Below are 16,335 nucleotides of genomic sequence, written 5' to 3'. Positions count from 1 at the left end.
CGGGAAGCTCCTCTCGTTCAGCGGTGGGTGTCCGCGTCCTCGATGCCGAGGTCGAAGCCCGCGCGATACTCCACCCCCGGCTCGGGGGAGAGTGGCTCGCCCGTGTCGGCGTCGGTGCAGTAGGCGCTGAAGACCTGGCCCTCGCTGAGCGGTACGAGGCCGCTGTCCCTGAGCCGCCAGCCGTGGAGCCGGTCCGGGGTGCCGGGTCCTGTCGTACGGAGCACGACGCCTCCGTGGCTGTCGAGCGCGATGCCGGCGGCGAGGACGGTGACGAACTCCGCGCTCTCGGACGCGTCGAGCCGGGCGGGCCCGGTGTCGGGCCGGTCCACATGGAGGGCCGCGAGGAGTTGTTCGTCCGGCGCCGGGATGCTGCACACGAGATGGTGCGTACCCGGTCCGACCCGCTCGATCAGATGGGTCAGGAGCCGTGAGGCGCGGTCGAACGAGGCGCGTCCGATGTCCACGCCGCAGTCGGCGCAGTCCCCGAGGTCGGCGAGGACCATCGTGGCGTACTCCCATGTGGCCCTGCGGACGGCGGTGTTGATGAGTTGCGGGACGAGTCGCTCCACGGACTGTCCGGTGTAGGGCACGGCGGCGCCGCCCGTCGCCGCGATCCGTGCCGTGAAGCGGCCCCGGCTGACGGCGTCGTCCGGGTCGATTCCGGTCTCCGCGCAGTACTCGGCGAACTCCTGCGGGTCGAAGAGCGCGACCGAGGTGTGCGCTCCCTCGGTGGCGAGGGAGCGGAGCAGTCCGTCGATGCGCCGTAGATATCGCTGGTGGTCGTCGAAGGTGAAGGTGCGGTAGCGCCGCATGGTGGTGAAGTCCTGCTCGTCGGCGAGCAGGCCGACGGTGCGGGGCACTTCGCGGCGTAGTGCGCGCAGTTCGCTCCGTGCGCGCCGCGACGTGCCTGCCGGGCCGGTCCGGCCGGGCCGTTCTGCCCGTCCCATGGTCCTGCGGTGTTTGCGGTTGGTGTGTGCCATGACTCCCCCTGAGCACTGTCGATCACTGCTCACTCAGAGTAGTCGGGGGGTCTGACAATGGCGTCTCGGGCCAGGAACCGCGAGCCCGGCAAGATCCAAACGAGAGGCCCCTAGTACTCCAGCCGTAGATCGTGATCTTGTGAGTGGGGGCGCCGCTGATATGGCGCGGCCACCATTGACCATCTCGACGAGACCGGCCGCGCCATCGGCGGCGTCCATCCCTCTGTGCCTACTTGAGTCCACCGAGACGAAGGGCATCCTCGATCTCGCTGAGCTTCGCGGACGGCAGGACGCCCGCCTGCCCGATCAGGTCTTCCCTGGCCAGGGTGACCAGCCAAGTGCAAGGGATGAAGTCGGGACGTGGAAGTGCGACTCTCAGGACGCCTTCGAGAGGCAGTCCTTCGGGGGCACCTACTGCCACCTCAACGGCCACGCCGCTGAGATCGGTGCCCGCGGGAGCGACGACCTGCATCGCCAAGAAACCGGACGTCTCTTCTCCCGACAGCAGTACGACTGCCCGCTGCTCGTTGAAATCTGCCCACCAGACTTCGCCACGTCGCATATGTCCTCCTGATACGGGACGGCGCGCCTGCGTCGCCCCTTCGACCGCCGCCTACTCCAGGCACAGATCGTAATGTTGGCTGGTCAGGGCCGACGATAAGACGGCTGCGGCCACCGTTGATCATCGTGAGTTGTGTGGACTGACGAAGAGACGGTGGCCGCAGGTCACAGCATAGAACCCGCCCGTTGGCGGGACGCGTTCGAGGGTCTGATGGGCCGGATCGCGGGGCGCTTCGCGCGGGTCGAACCCCGGCGCAGGGCGGCGCGGTTGGTGCTCGGTCTATTGGCCGACCTGCCACGCAAGAACTGCTGGACAATCGCGGAGTGGGCCGGCGAGACCACTCCGGACGGTATGCGGCACCTGTTGGGCCGGGCCAAGTGGGATGCCGATGCGGTACGCGATGACGTACGGGAGTACGTGGTGGAGCATCTGCACGACGACCGGGCGGTACTGGTGGTCGACGAGACCGGGGACGTGAAGAAGGGCACCAGCACGGTCGGGGTGCAGCGCCAGTACACCGGCACCGCCGGGGCCTGTATTTCAATTACTGCTCGGTGAACGGGTGTTGGCGGGACACTGAGGCGTGACTGCGTGTGCGGCTGCTCAGGCTTCGGTTGTGGCTCTGAGGGCGAAGTTCGACCAGTTCCTTCCTCATCTCGATGAGCGACGCCGGCGGATCTACCTGGCCAGCGAAGCTGCCGCGCTTGGCCACGGCGGGATCGCGTTGGTGGCGGCCGCTTCTGGTGCCAGTGCGGCCACCGTCGCACGCGGGATCGCCGAGTTGTCCGGGCACCCTTTGCCATCCGGGCGGATCCGGGCTCCAGGAGCCGGCCGCAAACCGCTGACGGTCACCGACCCCGGTCTACTGCCCGCGCTCGAAGCTCTGATCGAGCCGCACACCCGGGGTGATCCGGTCTCGCCGTTGCGCTGGACCACGCTCTCACTCCGTTCGCTGGCCTCTGCGCTGACCATGCAGGACCACCCGGTCGGCGCGGCGACCGTCGGACGCCTGCTGCACTCTCTGGGATACAGCCTGCAGGGCACCGCCAAGACCACGGAAGGCGCCAGTCATCCGGACCGTGATGCCCAGTTCACGCACATCAACGCCACCGCCGCGGCGTTCCTCGAGGGCGACCAGCCAGTGATCAGCGTGGACACCAAGGCCAAGGAATGGCTCGGTAGCCGTGATCGACCCGGACGGACCTGGCGGCCAGGCAAGAACCCCATCCGTGTCGACTGCCACACGTTCATCACCAGTGACCAGCCCGTGGTCATCCCCTACGGAATCTACGACATCGCTCGCAACACTGGCTGGGTCAACGTCGGGACCGACCACGACACGGGCGAGTTCGCGGTGGAATCCATCCGCCGCTGGTGGCGGCAACGTGGACGGGACGACCACCCGGACGCCGCCCGGCTGCTGATCACCGCCGACTGCGGTGGTTCCAACGACCCCCGCCGCTGGACATGGAAGAAGCACCTCGCCGCCTTCGCCTTGGAAAGCGGGCTCGAGATCACGGTCTGCCACTTCCCACCCGGCACATCGAAGTGGAACAAGATCGAACACCGGATGTTCTGCCACATCACCGCGAACTGGCGTGGCAGGCCCCTGACCAGCTACAAGACCGTCATCGAGACGATCGCCGCCACGACCACCCGCGCCGGGCTCAGAATCGGCGCCGAACTCGACACGGGCCGATATGACCTGGGCACCGAAGTGCCACCCGCCGAGTTCCATGCGCTGCCGATCACACCCCACGCCTTCCACGGCGGCTGGAACTACACTCTGGCACCGGTCGCACCCCGGCTTCCCGAGCCGGCACCGAGCCGACAGCGGATCGATCCCGCCCTGACGGCAATGCTCAGCGACCCGGCCCTGACCGGGATGTCACGATCCGCGTTCGACCTCCTGGTCACAGTCTCGGAACCGTACTGGGACGCCTTGGCCGAGGCAGCATTCCAACGACGCTTCCACCGCCCACGCAGCTACCTCCACCCACAGATCAGCAGCCTCGACCACTACCACCGCCTACTGACTGCCCTGTTACGGCGCCGCCGAGCCGTCACCAGCACCCTTCTGGCCGAGCTCCTGAACGTCACCCGCACCAACCTGTCCAACCAATTCCAAGACGGTCACCGCCTTCTGGACCTGCACCGCATCGCGGTCACACCGCTACCCGGAACCCCGGCCCGCACCCTGTCCCAACTCCGAGCCCGCCTACCGTCACACGGCGACACCTGCGCAGATCAACTCTGACAGTTATTCAGACACAGGCCCCCGGCAGGATTGAGAACTCCCAAGTCGCTGTCTATCTGGTCTACGCAGGTCAGCGCGGCCACGCCGCCGTGGACCGGGAACTCTACGTTCCGCGCTCCTGGACCTTGGACCCCGACCGCTGCCGGGCTGCGGGCCTGGACGAGGACACCGTCTTCGCGACCAAGCCGGAGCTGGCCACTCGTATGGTCGCCCGGTTCCTGGACGCCGGCCATCAGGCTGCCTGGGTGGCGGGGGACGAGGTCTACGGCGGCAACCCGAAGCTGCGAACCGCACTGGAGGAACGCGGCACCGGCTACGTCCTCGCGGTGGCCTGCTCGCACGAAGTCACCACCGGTGCGGGGAAGTTCCGTGCGGACATCTTGTCCAAGAAGGTGCCCAAGCGGGCCTGGCAGAAGCTATCGGCAGGGGCCGGGGCCAAGGGGCACCGCTTCTACAACTGGGCAGTCATCGACCTCGCCGACCCCCGCCCCGGGAGTCGTCAGCTGCTGATCCGCCGTAACCGCAGCACCGGTGAACTCGCCTACTACCGCTGCTACTCGCCCGCGTCCGTGCCGTTGGCCGTGCTGGTCAGAGTCGCTGGATCAAGATGGCGGGTGAAGGAGTTCTTCCAATCCGGAAAGGGCCTGGCCGCACTCGACGAGCACCAGGTTCGCCGCTATACCTCCTGGTCTCGCTGGGTCACCCTCGCCATGCTCGCTCACGCCTTCCTCGCCGTCGTCCGCGCCGACGAACACGCACGCCATCCCGCCCCGGACGAGCTGATCCCGCTCACCTGCAACGAGATCCAGCGACTGTTCACGACGCTGATCGTCCGGCCCGTGCACGATGCAGCCCACCGGCTCCGCTGTTCCGCCTGGCGCCGCCGCCACCAGGCCCGAGCCCAGGCCAGCCATTACCGCCGACAAGCCGCGAATCAGACATGAAGATCACGATCTACGGCTGGAGTACTAGCCGCGGGCCTCGCGGCGCTGCTGTGCCAGGGTCTCGTAGAAGTGGAGCAGTTCGAGATTGTCGACGGATCCGGGGTTGACCGCCTTGGCCAGCTCCGTGCCCTGGAGCAGGCGCTTCACCGGGACCTCGATCCGCTTGCCGGTGAGCGTGTGGGGGACCGCCGGGACCTCGATGATCGTGTCCGGGACATGGCGTGGCGAGAGTTCCCGGCGGATGGTCGTCTTGATCCGGGCGCGCAGGGTGTCGTCGAGTACGGCGCCTTCGGCGAGATGGACGAAGAGCGGCATCCAGTAGCCGCCGTCGGGTTCTTCGAGGCCGATGACCAGGGATTCGCGGATCTCGGGGAGGCGTTCCACGGCTTCGTAGATGTCGGCCGAGCCCATCCGTACGCCCTGGCGGTTGAGGGTCGAGTCCGAGCGGCCGTGGATGACGACCGAGCCTCGGTCGGTGAGGGTAATCCAGTCGCCGTGACGCCAGACGCCGGGGTACATGTCGAAGTAGCTGTCGTGGTAGCGGCTGCCGTCCGGGTCGTTCCAGAAACTGACGGGCATCGACGGCATGGGGTTGGTGACGACGAGTTCGCCGACCTCGTCGATGACGGGTTCACCCTGCGCGTCCCATGCCTGGAGGTCGGTGCCGAGGCAGGCGGCCTGGAGTTCGCCGATGTGGACCGGGAGGGTGGGGACGGCTCCGGCGAAGCAGGTGCACACGTCGGTGCCGCCGCTGACGGAGGCGATCCACAGGTCGTCGGCGACCTCGTCGTGGAGCCAGCGGAAGCCGTCGGGCGGGAGGGGCGATCCGGTGGTGGCGACGCAGGCGATCTTGGAGAGGTCGTGGTCGCGTGCGGGGTGTACGTCCGCCTTGCGGCAGGCCATCACGTACGCGGCCGAGGTGCCGAACAGGGTGGCTCCGGTCTGTTCGGCGATGGCCCACTGGGCTCCGGTGCCGGGGTAGCCGGGGCTGCCGTCGTACAGGACGATCGTCGTGCCCGTGAGCAGGCCGGAGACGAGGAAGTTCCACATCATCCAGCCGGTGGAGGTGTACCAGAAGAAGCGGTCGCCGGGGCCGAGGTCGCAGTGGAGGCCGAGCTGCTTGAAGTGTTCGAGGAGGATGCCGCCCTGCGACTGGACGATGGCTTTGGGGAGGCCGGTGGTGCCGGAGGAGTACAGGACCCAGAGCGGGTGCGCGAACGGCAACTGCTCGTAGACCGGTTCGGTGTCGGCGGAGGTGAGGGCGGACCAGTCGAGCGCGCCCTCGGGGGCCGGGGTGCCGAGCAGCGGGATGTGAACGACGGCGCGCAGGGTGGGCAGTTCGGCGCGGAGTTCGGCGACGGTCCCGGTGCGGTCGTGTTCCTTGCCGCCGTAGCGGTAGCCGTCGACGGCGAACAGGACGACGGGCTCGATCTGCTGGAAGCGGTCGAGGACGCTGCGGGCGCCGAAGTCGGGTGCGCAGGAGGTCCAGACGGCTCCGACCGCGGCGCAGGAGAGGAAGGCGACGACGGCCTGCGGGACGTTGGGGAGGTAGCCGCTGACGCGATCGCCGGGGCGTACGCCGATGGCGCGCAGTTCGGCGGCGAGTGAGCCCACCTGGCGGCGCAGTTCCGCCCAGCTGAGCGGCGTCGGTCCGTGCGTCTCGTCCACGTGCAGCAGCGCGGGTTCGTCGGCGCGCGCAGGGTCCTCGGCGGTGCGCAGTGCGTGCTCGGCGTAGTTGAGGGTGGCGCCGGGGAACCACTCGGCGCCGGGCATGGCGCGTGAGCCGAGTACGCGTTCGTACGGGGTGGAGAACCGTACGTCGAACCAGTCGGCGACAGCCGCCCAGAACGTCTCCAGCTCCGTGACCGACCAGCGGTGCAGCGCCGCGTAGCCGCCGTCGGCGGGGGCGCCGTGGCGTTCGGCCGCCCACGCCTGGAACCTGGTCACGTGCGCCGCCGCGATGCGGTCGGTGTCCGGCTGCCACAGTGGCGCTGGGCTGGCTGCTGAGGTCATGCGGTGGCTCCCGGGCTGGCTCGACGCGTGTGTGCGTGGGGCGCGCACGTGAGAGGTGCGCCCCGGCTCCCACGGACGATGCCATGTGATCGTCTTTCGCACCAGATGTCCCGCTGACGTGCCCGGAAGCGGCCTCGGCGACATGTGGCCCCACCCCGGGTGAACGGGAGTTGAACGCGGCCCGTTCGCTCGCCGCCGAATGGCAGGCTGAGCGGCATGGACGGTCGTGAGCTGCTGCGCTCGATGAAGAATGCCGGTTCGGTACGGGGATTGCGGACGGTGCGGTCGGCCTGGCGCCGGCGGCGTGCGGACGAGCGGGATCTGCCGGCGCGTGGCGCGGAGCGGGCCAGGGTGCCCGGACCGGTGAGCGGTGCGGAGCCGTTGGCGGGCGGGGGGATCGTCCGGTTCGCGCGGGCCGAGCTGCGGGTGTGGGTGGCGGTGGGCGGCGCCGTCTTCTGGGGCTGGGACGGTGACGGCCCCGCGCCGTCGTACGCGCTGGCGGGCGATCCGCCCGAGCCGGATCCGCGGGCCGTGCTGGAGCCCGACACGGACGGCGGCTGGCGGGTGGTGTCGGAGCGGGTGACGGTGGTGGTCTCCCGGCACGGTGGTGTGGAGGTGGCGACGCCGGGTGGTGTCGTGCTGCGCCGTGAGCTGCCGCCGCGCTGGTGGGAGCCGGTGGACGGGGGCGGGGCCGGCCCCGCGCGGTGGGCGCAGCGGACCGAGGTGGCCGCCGACGCGCGCTTCTTCGGGCTCGGCGGGCGGGCGTCGGGGCCGCGGCTGCGCGACGGCGTGTACCGGCTGTGGAACACCGATCCGCGGGGCGGCTTCGGTCCCGGCGACGATCCGCTGTACCTCACGATGCCGGTGCAGTTGGTGGTGGCGGACGCGGGCACGCACCTCGCGTTCTACGACAACTCGTGGGACGGGCGCGTCATCCTTAAGGAGGGTGAGGAGGGCGCGGGTTCCGGTCATGACCGGCCGGGCACGTCCGAGTTGCGGATGGACGGTGGTCCGCTGCGCTGCTGGGTGCTGGTCGGCGCGCCCGCGCGGGTGCTGCACGGCTGGACGTCGCTGACCGGTGTGCCGGCGCTGCCGCCTTCGTGGGCGCTGGGGCCGCAGCACGCGCGGTGGGGTTTCGGCAGCGCGGACGAGGTACGGCGGATCGTGGCGGGCTACCGCGAGCGGGGGCTGCCGCTGTCCGCGCTGCATCTCGACATCGATCACTACGACCGGCATCAGGTGTTCACCGTCGACCGGCGGAACTTCCCCGATCTGCCCGCTCTGGCCGAGGAGTTGCGGACCGAGGGGGTGCGGCTGGTCTCGATCGTCGATCCGGCGGTGAAGGCGGAGCCGGGGAACGAGACGTACGACAGTGGCTCGGCGGCCGGTGCGTTCGTGCGGGACGCGCGGGGTGACGACGTACGGGGCGAGGTCTGGCCCGGCGAGTGCGTCTATCCGGACTTCACCGATCCGGCGGTGCGTGAGTGGTGGGGCGGTCTGTACGAGGAGCGGCTGGCGCAGGGTTTCTCGGGGGTCTGGCACGACATGAACGAGCCGGTGTCGTTCGCGCCGTTCGGGGACATGACGCTGCCGCGGTCGGCCAGGCACGCGCTCGACGGGCGTGGTGGCGATCACCGGGAGGCGCACAACGTGTACGGGCTGACGATGGCGATGGCCGGGTACGAGGGGCTGCGGCGGCTGCGGCCCGGCGAGCGGCCGTTCCTGTTCTCGCGGTCCGGGTGGGCGGGGATGCAGCGGTACGGCGGCACCTGGTCGGGCGATGTGGAGACCGGCTGGCCGGGGCTGCGCGCGTCGCTCGCCCTCGTGCTGGGGCTGGGGCTGTGCGGGGTGCCGTACTCGGGTCCGGACGTGGGTGGCTTCACCGGGAGTCCGTCGCCGGAGCTGTATCTGCGCTGGTTCCAACTGGGCGCGTATCTGCCGCTGTTCCGTACGCACGCGTCGATCGACGCGGGCCGCAGGGAGCCGTGGGAGTTCGGTGTCGAGGTGCTGGGGCACGCGCGGGCGGCGCTCGTGGAGCGGGAGCGGCTGGGGCCGTACTTCATGACGCTGGCCCAGTTGGCGCGGCTGACGGGTGCGCCGTACGCCCGTCCGGTGTGGTGGGGCGCGCCTGAGGACCGGGCGCTGCGGGACTGCGGGGACGCGTTTCTGCTCGGGGACTCGCTGCTGGTGGCACCGGTGCTGGAGGCCGGTACGGACCGGCGCGCGGTGCGGCTGCCGCGCGGGCGGTGGTACGACACGGCGACCGGGGCCGCGTACGAGGGTCCCGGTCAGGTGCTGCTGGACGCGCCGCCCTCCCGGATTCCGGTGCTGGCGCGGGCGGGGGCGGTGATCCCGGTCCGGGGGCGGGCGGGCGGCGGGGCAGGTGGCGGGGCGGAGGCCGGCGGGGCGTTCGGGGGTGTCGAGCTGGAGGTGTGGCCTCCGGCGCGGGGTCGTACGGGTGGCGGGCTGGTGGTGCGGGACGCCGGGGACGGGTGGGCGCGTCCGGAGGTGGAGCGGTACACGTCGCGGCTGGTGGGCGACGAAGTGGTGGTCGAGCGGGTGACGGACGACGGGGTGGTGCCGCCGGAACTGCCGGTGCGGGTACGGGGTTAGGTCCTGTCCGGCGGGGCGGGGCTGCGGCCGGGCAGGGTCAGGCGCGGCGTGCCGGAGGTTCCGGGGCGGTGTCGTACCGGCCGGCGAACCAGGACCGTACCGCCTGTGTGTGCAGCGGGAACGCCAGCTCGGCCGGGGCCCGCAGCAGATGCCAGCCCGTCGTCTCGTCGGTGGGCACCGAATCGGGCAGTTCGGCGGCGGGGCGTTCGGGCAGCAGCGCGAAGAGCAGCAGATGGCCGTCCGGCGCGCTGATGGCGTCGGCCAGTCGGACGTCCCGCACGGCGGCCTCGATGCCGCTCTCCTCCCGCAACTCGCGTACGGCGGCGTGCCGCCAGTCCTCGGCGTGGTCGACGAAGCCGCCGGGGAGGGCGACGTGGCCGCGCCGGGGTTCGATGGTGCGGGTGATGACGACGAGCGCGGTGCCTTCGTCGTCGGTCACGGGCAGCAGGGTGACCGCGACCGGCCGGGGGTTGCGGTAGGCGGTGGCGCCGCAGACATGGCAGGTGCGGGGCCAGCCGACGCCGGCGGGGTAGCGCGAGCCGCAGCTGTCGCAGTGCGAGTTCTTCACGAAGTGGTTCTTGGGGTCGGCCACTCGCGGACTGTAGCCGATCACCCTTTCCCGCCGGCCGTGGAACTGATAGACGGTGTGCCCATGACACGACTCGCTTCCGCACTCCGCACGCTGGCCGCCACCGCGGCCACCCTGCTCGCCGTGACCGCCGCAGCCCCGGGGGCGTCCGGCGCGACCGGGACCTCCGGGGTGAGCAAGGGCTCCCGGACGGCCGGAACCACCGCACCCGAGGAGTTCGTGGCGCTGCCGACCGTGGCACCGACGATCATCCACGACATGCGCTACCTCACCCCGCACAACTTCATGGGCGAGCGGGTCGACGGTTACGACCAGCCGCTCTGCATCCTCACGCGCCCCGCCGCGCGGGCTCTCGCGCGGGCGCAGTGGAAGCTGCTGCTGAAGGGCTACTCGCTCAAGGTGTACGACTGCTACCGCCCGCAGCGGGCGGTCGACCACTTCGTCCGCTGGGCGAAGGATCTTCAGGACGAGAGGATGAAGCCGGAGTTCTACCCACAGGTCGACAAGTCGAGGTTGTTCGCCGACGGCTACATCGCCGAGAAGTCCGGGCACAGCCGCGGCAGCACGGTGGACCTGACGATCGTCGAACTCCCTGCCAGGCCGACCCGGCCGTACGTGCCGGGCGAGAGGCTGATGCCCTGCTACGCACCGCAGGGTGAGCGGTTCCGGGACAACTCCATCGACATGGGGACCGGTTACGACTGCTTCGACACGCTGTCGCACACCGACGACCCCCGTGTCCAGGGCGAGCAGCGGGCGAACAGGCAGCTGCTGAAGAGCACGCTGGCCGATGTCGGTTTCACCAACCTCCCGGAGGAGTGGTGGCACTTCACCCACAAGCCGGAGGTCTTCCCCGACACCTACTTCGACTTCCCGGTGTCCTGGCGCGCGGTCGCCGGTCACTGACGGCGCGAGACCATCAGCAGGTGATGGGCCGGTGATCGGCCGGCCGGGACCACCCCCGTGGGCTCCGGCCGACCGCTCACTACTCTCGGACGCGTGGCGCCCGTTTCTGGTTCTCCTCCTGCCCGTTTCGGGTTCCTGGCGGAGCCGTTACGGTGCCCGTATGGCAACGGAGACCACGCAGACATACGAGTCGTACGACGAATTCTGGCCCTACTACGTGGCGATGCACTCCCGCGCGGCGACCCGCTGGGGGCATCTGACGGGGACGCTGACCGGCCTCGCCGTCAGCGTCTACGGGCTGGCGCGCGGCCGGAAGCGGTACGCGGCGGCGCTGCCGTTGATCGGCTACGGAACGGCCTGGCCCGCGCACTTCTTCATCGAGAAGAACAACCCCGCGAGTTTCGGGCATCCCGCGTGGTCACTGCGCGGCGACGCGCGGATGATCCGGATGATGCTGGCGGGGCGGGACGCGGAATTGGCCGAGATCGCGGCGAAGTGGCTCGCCGAGAACCGGTGAGCCCCCACACCGATGACTCACCGACGGACACGTGGTGTCCGCGCCCCGCGGGAGGGCTGGGGCGGGCGGTAGTCGGAGCCGTACATCTGTGAACTCTCCGAGAACTCACGGTCCGTACCCCTGTCGGCGGGGGTACGGACCGTGTTCCGTGCGTGTCTTCGGCCGGCGGCCCGTCAGGTGGTGACCGCGGGCTCGCGCTGTCGCCGGGCGCGGACCATCGCGTGCTCCACGACCGCGACCAGGACGTCCTTGACGGACTCGCGGCGGCGCGCGTCGCACATCATCAGCGGCACCTCCGGGTCGAGATCGAGCGCCGTGCGGACCGTCTCGGCGGGGAAACGGGCCGCGTCCTCGAAGCAGTTGACGGCCACGGCGAAGGGGATGTCCCGGCGCTCGAAGTAGTCGACCGCCGCGAAGGAGTCCTCCAGCCGCCGGGTGTCGGCCACGACGACCGCGCCGAGCGCGCCCTGCGCCAACTCGTCCCAGAGGAACCAGAAGCGGTCCTGGCCCGGCGTACCGAACAGGTAGAGCACGAGGTCGTCGCGGAGTGTGATGCGCCCGAAGTCCATGGCGACGGTGGTGGTGGTCTTGCCCTCGATGCCGGCGATGTCGTCCACGGGCCGGCCCGCCTCGGTCAGCAACTCCTCGGTGCGCAGCGGTTTGATCTCGCTCACCGCGCCGACGAGGGTGGTCTTGCCCACCCCGAAGCCGCCTGCCACCAGGATCTTCAGCGTCACCGGCTCGATCGGCCGCTGTCCACGGCTAGAGCGCCCGAAGACCATTGATCACCTCGCGGAGAATGTTCACGTCCGGCAGTTCGGCCGGCGGAACGGGACGGGTTACGTGCACCAGTTCGCTCTCGACCAGGTCTCCCACGAAGACTCTGACCACCCCTACGGGGAGGTCGAGGCCCGCGGCGAGTTCCGCGATCGACTGGGGGCTGGCTCTGCAGAGTTCGACTATCTCCACATGCTCGGGAGACAGTGTCCGGTCACCGGCCGGGTCGTCGGCGGCGGGCGCCGGGATGACGATGGCGATCAGGTCGAGCCGGTGCCGGGTCGCGCTGCTGGTCCGGCCGCGTGTCATGGCGTACGGGCGCACCACCGGTCCGGCGTCGCCATCGAACCAGTGCTTGGGATCCTCGCCTGTTTGGCTCATGACATTCAACTCACCCTGCGGTGGGCTGTCCGGCGCGGGGTGCGGCACCGAGGTGGACGCCGACGCGCTTGACCATGAGCGTCATCTCGTAGGCCACCTGCCCGACGTCGGAGTCGGAGTCGGAGAGTACGGCGAGGCAACTGCCGTCGCCCGCCGCCGTCACGAAGAGGAAGGCGTCGTCGAGTTCGACGACGGTCTGGCGGACCTTGCCCGCCTCGAAGTGGCGTCCGACGCCCTTGGCGAGGCTGTGGAAGCCGGAGGCTACGGCGGCGAGATGCTCGCCGTCCTCGCGGGTGAGTTCCTTGGACGTGCCCGTGGCGAGGCCGTCCCCTGAGAGGACGATCGCCTTACGTATGCTGCCGACCCGTTCCACCAGCTCGTCCAGAAGCCAGTTGAGGTCGCCAGGAACGGATCCGCGGCGCGCGGAATCGGATGCTGCGGCTTTCGGTGCGGTCATCGACCGTCCCCCTCCGGTGTCGTTCCTGTGGTGTCGCCGGGGCCGTTGATGCCATCGGTGCCATCGGTGTCTTCGGCGCTGTTCTGTTGACGGCCACGCTGCCAGCCCCGTTGAAGGGAGGCCATACGGTTGCGGACTTCGTCCGCGTCCCGCTCGTAGTCCCGCTCCGTCGCGTCGGCCGGCGGCGCCTCGACGTCTTCGCGTACGGCGTCCTTGAGCTGCGGCGCGAGGCTGGCCTGCCGGACGCGCCGGGGAAGGCCGCCGAGCGGGGCGGCGGGATCGTGAGCGGGATCGGCGGGCGACGGTGGCGAAGACGGTGTGTCCGAGGGCTCGGTCGGCGACGGCGACGGCGCGGGCGGTGAGGTTTCGGACGCCGGGTGGGCGCCGCCCCGCTCGTCCAGGCGCTTACCGTGGTCGGCGACCAGCTTCGGGGTCTTGCGGCTGCGGCGGGGCAGTTGCGCCGGGAAGTCGAGCGAGTCGTCGTCACGACCGTCGCGCCCGTCACGACCGTCGCGCGCCTCGCGACCGTCACGGCCCGGTCCGTCCTCGTGGGCGGTCTGGCGGTGCTGCTCGTGAAGGTCTCCGGCACCGGCGCCGCGCGGAGCGCGCGGCAGGCCCGCCTCGCGCGCCTCGTGTCCGCGGGTGCCGCGGCCGGTGTCACGCAGATGTTCACGGGCGCGGAAGATTCCGCCGCGCTCGCTCTCCGTGTCCTCCAGGTCGGCGCTGCCGAGATTACCGAGGTCACCGAGCTCGGTGACGGCGTCGATGGAGTCGAGGGAGTCACCGAGGGTGGGCCGTTCCTCGAATTCCCGTCCGGTGAGCGGCGGTTCGAGCTCGATGGGGCCGTCGAGCACGGAGCGGTTTCCACTGAGCCCGGTGGGAACCTGCGACAGCGAGGCCAGCCTGCCGTCGGCGCGCCCACGGCCGTTCTCGGCCGGGAGGTTCTGCCGGTCCAGCCGGAACCCGGAGCCCTGTGTCTCGGGCGCCTCGGTGAGCAGGGCGGCCGGCAGGAACACGATCGCGGTCGTGCCTCCGTACGGAGACGGCTGGAGCGAGACCCGGACGTTCTGCCGCTGCGCGAGCCGGCTGACGACGAAGAGGCCGAGGCGGTCGGTGTCGGAGAGCTCGAACTCGGGCGTCTCCGCGAGCCGCAGATTCGCGTCGAGGAGGTCGTCGGAGTTCATGCCCAGGCCGCGGTCGTGGATCTCCAGGGTGAAGCCGTTGGCGACGCGTTCGCCGTGGACCTGCACCGCCGTGTGCGGGGGCGAGAACACCGTGGCGTTTTCGAGGAGTTCGGCGACGAGGTGGGTGAGGTCCGCGACGGCGGGACCGCCGACCCCGATCCGCGGCAGCCTGCGGACCTCGACGCGCTCGTAGTCCTCGACCTCGGCGACCGCGGCCCGTACGACGTCCATGAGCTGGACCGGCTTGCGCCACTGGCGGGACGGCGCGGCTCCGGAGAGGATCACCAGGCCCTCGGCGTGGCGCCGCATGCGGGTGGTCAGATGGTCGAGGCGGAACAGGTCGGCGAGTTCGTCGGTGTCCTCGGTACGGCGCTCCATGGTGTCCAGGAGCGTGAGCTGGCGGTGCAGCAGGACCTGGTTGCGGCGGGCGAGGTTGACGAACACCTCGGAGACTCCGTGCCGCAACTCGGCCTGTTTCACGGCCGCTTCGACGGCGGCGCGCTGGAGTGTGTTGAGCGCCTGGCCGACCTGGCCCAGTTCGTCGCGCTCGTAGTCCAGTCGCGGGGCTTCCGTCTCGACGTCGACCTGCTCGCCCGCCGCGAGGCGGCGCATGACGCTCGGCAGCCGGACACCGGACACCTCGTGGGCCTCCTTACGGAGGCCGGAGAGGTCGCGGATGAGGCTGCGGCCGACGCGTACGGAGACGATCAGGGAGACGAGCAGCGCGAGGAAGCCGAGTACGCCGGCGATTCCGGCCAGTACGAGGACGTTGAACCCGGCCGGTTCGACCCGGTCCTGGTAGCGCTCGTCGGCCGCCTCGCTCTCGCGGGCGAGGCCTTCGAGGACCGGATCGGCCATCTCCTGCCAGCGTGTGGCGTCCAGCGACGCCAGGTCCTTGCCCGGGCCGGCGGCGATGAGCTGTTCCTCCGCCTCGCGGAGCGGCTGGGTCCCGGGGCCGCCCCAGTACTGCTCGAAGATCTCACGCTCGGAGGCGGGCAGGACGTCGAGGTTGGTCTCGTAGAGCAGGGTGCGGTTGGCCACCAGGTCGGAGACCAGGCGGATCTCGTCCGATGTCGTACGGCGTGTGATCAGCGAGGAGACGACCAGCGCGTCCTCACGGGAGAGCATCTCCTGGGCGCGGTCGACGCCGACCAGCGCGCGGGCCTGCTTGTCCAGGTCCACGTCCTCCAAGGCGTGCAGCGTGGAGAGGAAGCTGTGGCAGGGGTCGACGAGTCTGTTGTAGAAGTCGAGCGCCTGGCCGCGGGTGACGGTGCTCTTCTCGACGGAGCGGCGCAGCGCGCCGAGGCCGTCGAGCGCGTCGGTGAGCGAGGTCAGCCGTGCGGAGGTGGTGTCGCTCATCTCGTCGCGGACCGAGGGGTTCTCGGCGTTCGCCTTGATCTTCGTGACGGCGCGGTCGGTGGCCGCGCGCTGTCGGCGCAGTTCGGCGAGGGAGTCGGAGTCACGGGGGTCGGCGAGGTAGATGAGGGTCTGGCGGCGTTCCCGCTGGACCACTCGGACCGTGTTCTCCACGGGGTCGCCGACCTTGTCGATGATGTAGGCGACGTCGAGGAGCTGGTTGGCCTCGCGGCCGGTGAGTGTGGTGGCGAATGCCCACAGAGCCGTGAGGGAGACGAGCGGCACAAGGAGCAACGCCACGATCTTCCGGCGGATGGACTTCCCGCGAAAGCGCATGGCCTCCCCCAGCTCGACCTTCCACCCGATGTGGAAGGCGTCTTCGTCAGAATCGACAACCTCGTCAACAAACGGCGCGAGCCTACTACTGCCACACCTGCAACTCGAAGACACGTCCGGGCGAATTTCGGCCCCAACCAGGCGAGTTGTTCACGAGTTGTCCCGGTATCGACTGATACCACTTTCGCCGCTGTGGCGCACAGTACCTGGCGGGAGGTCAGTTGTCGCAATCGATCAGATGGCCGGAACCGTATGCGTGCGGGAATCTTCCGGATCTGTCGCTCGTCTATGTGTATGGGTACTGACGTACGGAAGTACCGGCTCAGGGTGGGGAATTCGGGGCGAGGGACAGGGCGGGCGGAGAGCGTTGCGGCGCTGTTCGCCACACATTCGGTGCCATGGTTCGCGTGAAGCGGCCGGGGCCGGGCAGTCACCCTGATGTCGGACAGTGGTGGGGAGTTGC

11 protein-coding genes and 3 pseudogenes are annotated in these 16,335 nt (G+C 70.1%); 6 read left to right on the top strand and 8 right to left on the bottom strand.

The features are described 5' to 3' along the window. Window positions 1-17: 17 nt before the first annotated feature. Both OG700_RS33855 and OG700_RS33850 read right to left on the bottom strand, forming a co-directional pair. A complete protein-coding gene (locus OG700_RS33855; protein WP_405620309.1) occupies window positions 18-980 on the bottom strand; it encodes a hypothetical protein in 963 nt (320 codons plus the stop codon). A 229-nt stretch (window positions 981-1,209) separates the two neighbouring features. Next, window positions 1,210-1,542: a type II toxin-antitoxin system PemK/MazF family toxin gene (locus OG700_RS33850; RefSeq protein ID WP_405614621.1), complete on the bottom strand. Its 333-nt coding sequence runs from the start codon at window positions 1,540-1,542 to the stop codon at window positions 1,210-1,212. Between the two features lie 210 nt (window positions 1,543-1,752). On the opposite strand from OG700_RS33850, the pseudogene OG700_RS33845 reads away from it, so the two are divergent. From OG700_RS33845 to OG700_RS33835, 3 pseudogenes are all read left to right on the top strand, one after another. Further along, window positions 1,753-2,073: pseudogene (locus OG700_RS33845) on the top strand (transposase); the annotation flags it as partial. 52 nt (window positions 2,074-2,125) lie between these two features. Then, window positions 2,126-3,571: pseudogene (locus OG700_RS33840) on the top strand (ISAzo13 family transposase); the annotation flags it as partial. Between the two features lie 239 nt (window positions 3,572-3,810). Further along, a pseudogene (locus tag OG700_RS33835) lies at window positions 3,811-4,743 on the top strand (IS701 family transposase); the annotation flags it as partial. A gap of 24 nt (window positions 4,744-4,767) precedes the next feature. On the opposite strand, the gene OG700_RS33830 reads toward OG700_RS33835, so the two are convergent. Continuing rightward, window positions 4,768-6,756, bottom strand: coding sequence for an acetoacetate--CoA ligase (locus OG700_RS33830; RefSeq protein ID WP_405620307.1), 1,989 nt, complete (start codon window positions 6,754-6,756; stop codon window positions 4,768-4,770). Window positions 6,757-6,972: 216 nt separating this feature from the next. On the opposite strand from OG700_RS33830, the gene OG700_RS33825 reads away from it, so the two are divergent. Continuing rightward, complete coding sequence (locus tag OG700_RS33825) at window positions 6,973-9,369, top strand: TIM-barrel domain-containing protein (RefSeq protein ID WP_405620305.1); 2,397 nt, start codon at window positions 6,973-6,975, stop codon at window positions 9,367-9,369. A gap of 37 nt (window positions 9,370-9,406) precedes the next feature. On the opposite strand, the gene OG700_RS33820 is transcribed toward OG700_RS33825, so the two are convergent. Then, entirely contained in the window at window positions 9,407-9,961 is a 555-nt protein-coding gene (locus OG700_RS33820) for an NUDIX domain-containing protein (protein ID WP_405620303.1), read from the bottom strand. Window positions 9,962-10,021: 60 nt separating this feature from the next. On the opposite strand from OG700_RS33820, the gene OG700_RS33815 reads away from it, so the two are divergent. Continuing rightward, complete coding sequence (locus OG700_RS33815) at window positions 10,022-10,864, top strand: M15 family metallopeptidase (protein WP_405620301.1); 843 nt, start codon at window positions 10,022-10,024, stop codon at window positions 10,862-10,864. A gap of 160 nt (window positions 10,865-11,024) precedes the next feature. Continuing rightward, on the top strand, window positions 11,025-11,381 hold the full coding sequence (locus OG700_RS33810) for an Mpo1-like protein (RefSeq protein WP_405620299.1): 357 nt from the start codon (window positions 11,025-11,027) through the stop codon (window positions 11,379-11,381). Between the two features lie 173 nt (window positions 11,382-11,554). Here the strand turns inward: OG700_RS33810 and OG700_RS33805 are convergent, their stop codons facing one another. The 4 genes from OG700_RS33805 to OG700_RS33790 are packed head-to-tail and all read right to left on the bottom strand — an operon-like array spanning window position 11,555 to window position 15,872. Then, window positions 11,555-12,163 (bottom strand): GTP-binding protein, encoded by a 609-nt coding sequence (locus OG700_RS33805; RefSeq protein ID WP_405620297.1) that lies wholly within the window; start codon window positions 12,161-12,163, stop codon window positions 11,555-11,557. Next, complete coding sequence (locus OG700_RS33800) at window positions 12,144-12,539, bottom strand: DUF742 domain-containing protein (RefSeq protein WP_405620295.1); 396 nt, start codon at window positions 12,537-12,539, stop codon at window positions 12,144-12,146. The genes OG700_RS33805 and OG700_RS33800 overlap by 20 nt, the downstream gene beginning before the upstream one ends. A 10-nt stretch (window positions 12,540-12,549) precedes the next feature. Further along, entirely contained in the window at window positions 12,550-12,996 is a 447-nt protein-coding gene (locus OG700_RS33795; RefSeq protein ID WP_405620293.1) for a roadblock/LC7 domain-containing protein, read from the bottom strand. Continuing rightward, a complete protein-coding gene (locus OG700_RS33790; protein WP_405620291.1) occupies window positions 12,993-15,872 on the bottom strand; it encodes a nitrate- and nitrite sensing domain-containing protein in 2,880 nt (959 codons plus the stop codon). The genes OG700_RS33795 and OG700_RS33790 overlap by 4 nt, the downstream gene beginning before the upstream one ends. Window positions 15,873-16,335: the final 463 nt, after the last annotated feature.

The sequence above is a fragment of the Streptomyces sp. NBC_01508 genome, from assembly GCF_045040315.1.
Lineage (GTDB): Bacteria > Actinomycetota > Actinomycetes > Streptomycetales > Streptomycetaceae > Streptomyces.
Note: the sequence above shows the minus strand (reverse complement) of the source record. Positions and strands in the feature narration are given on the sequence as shown.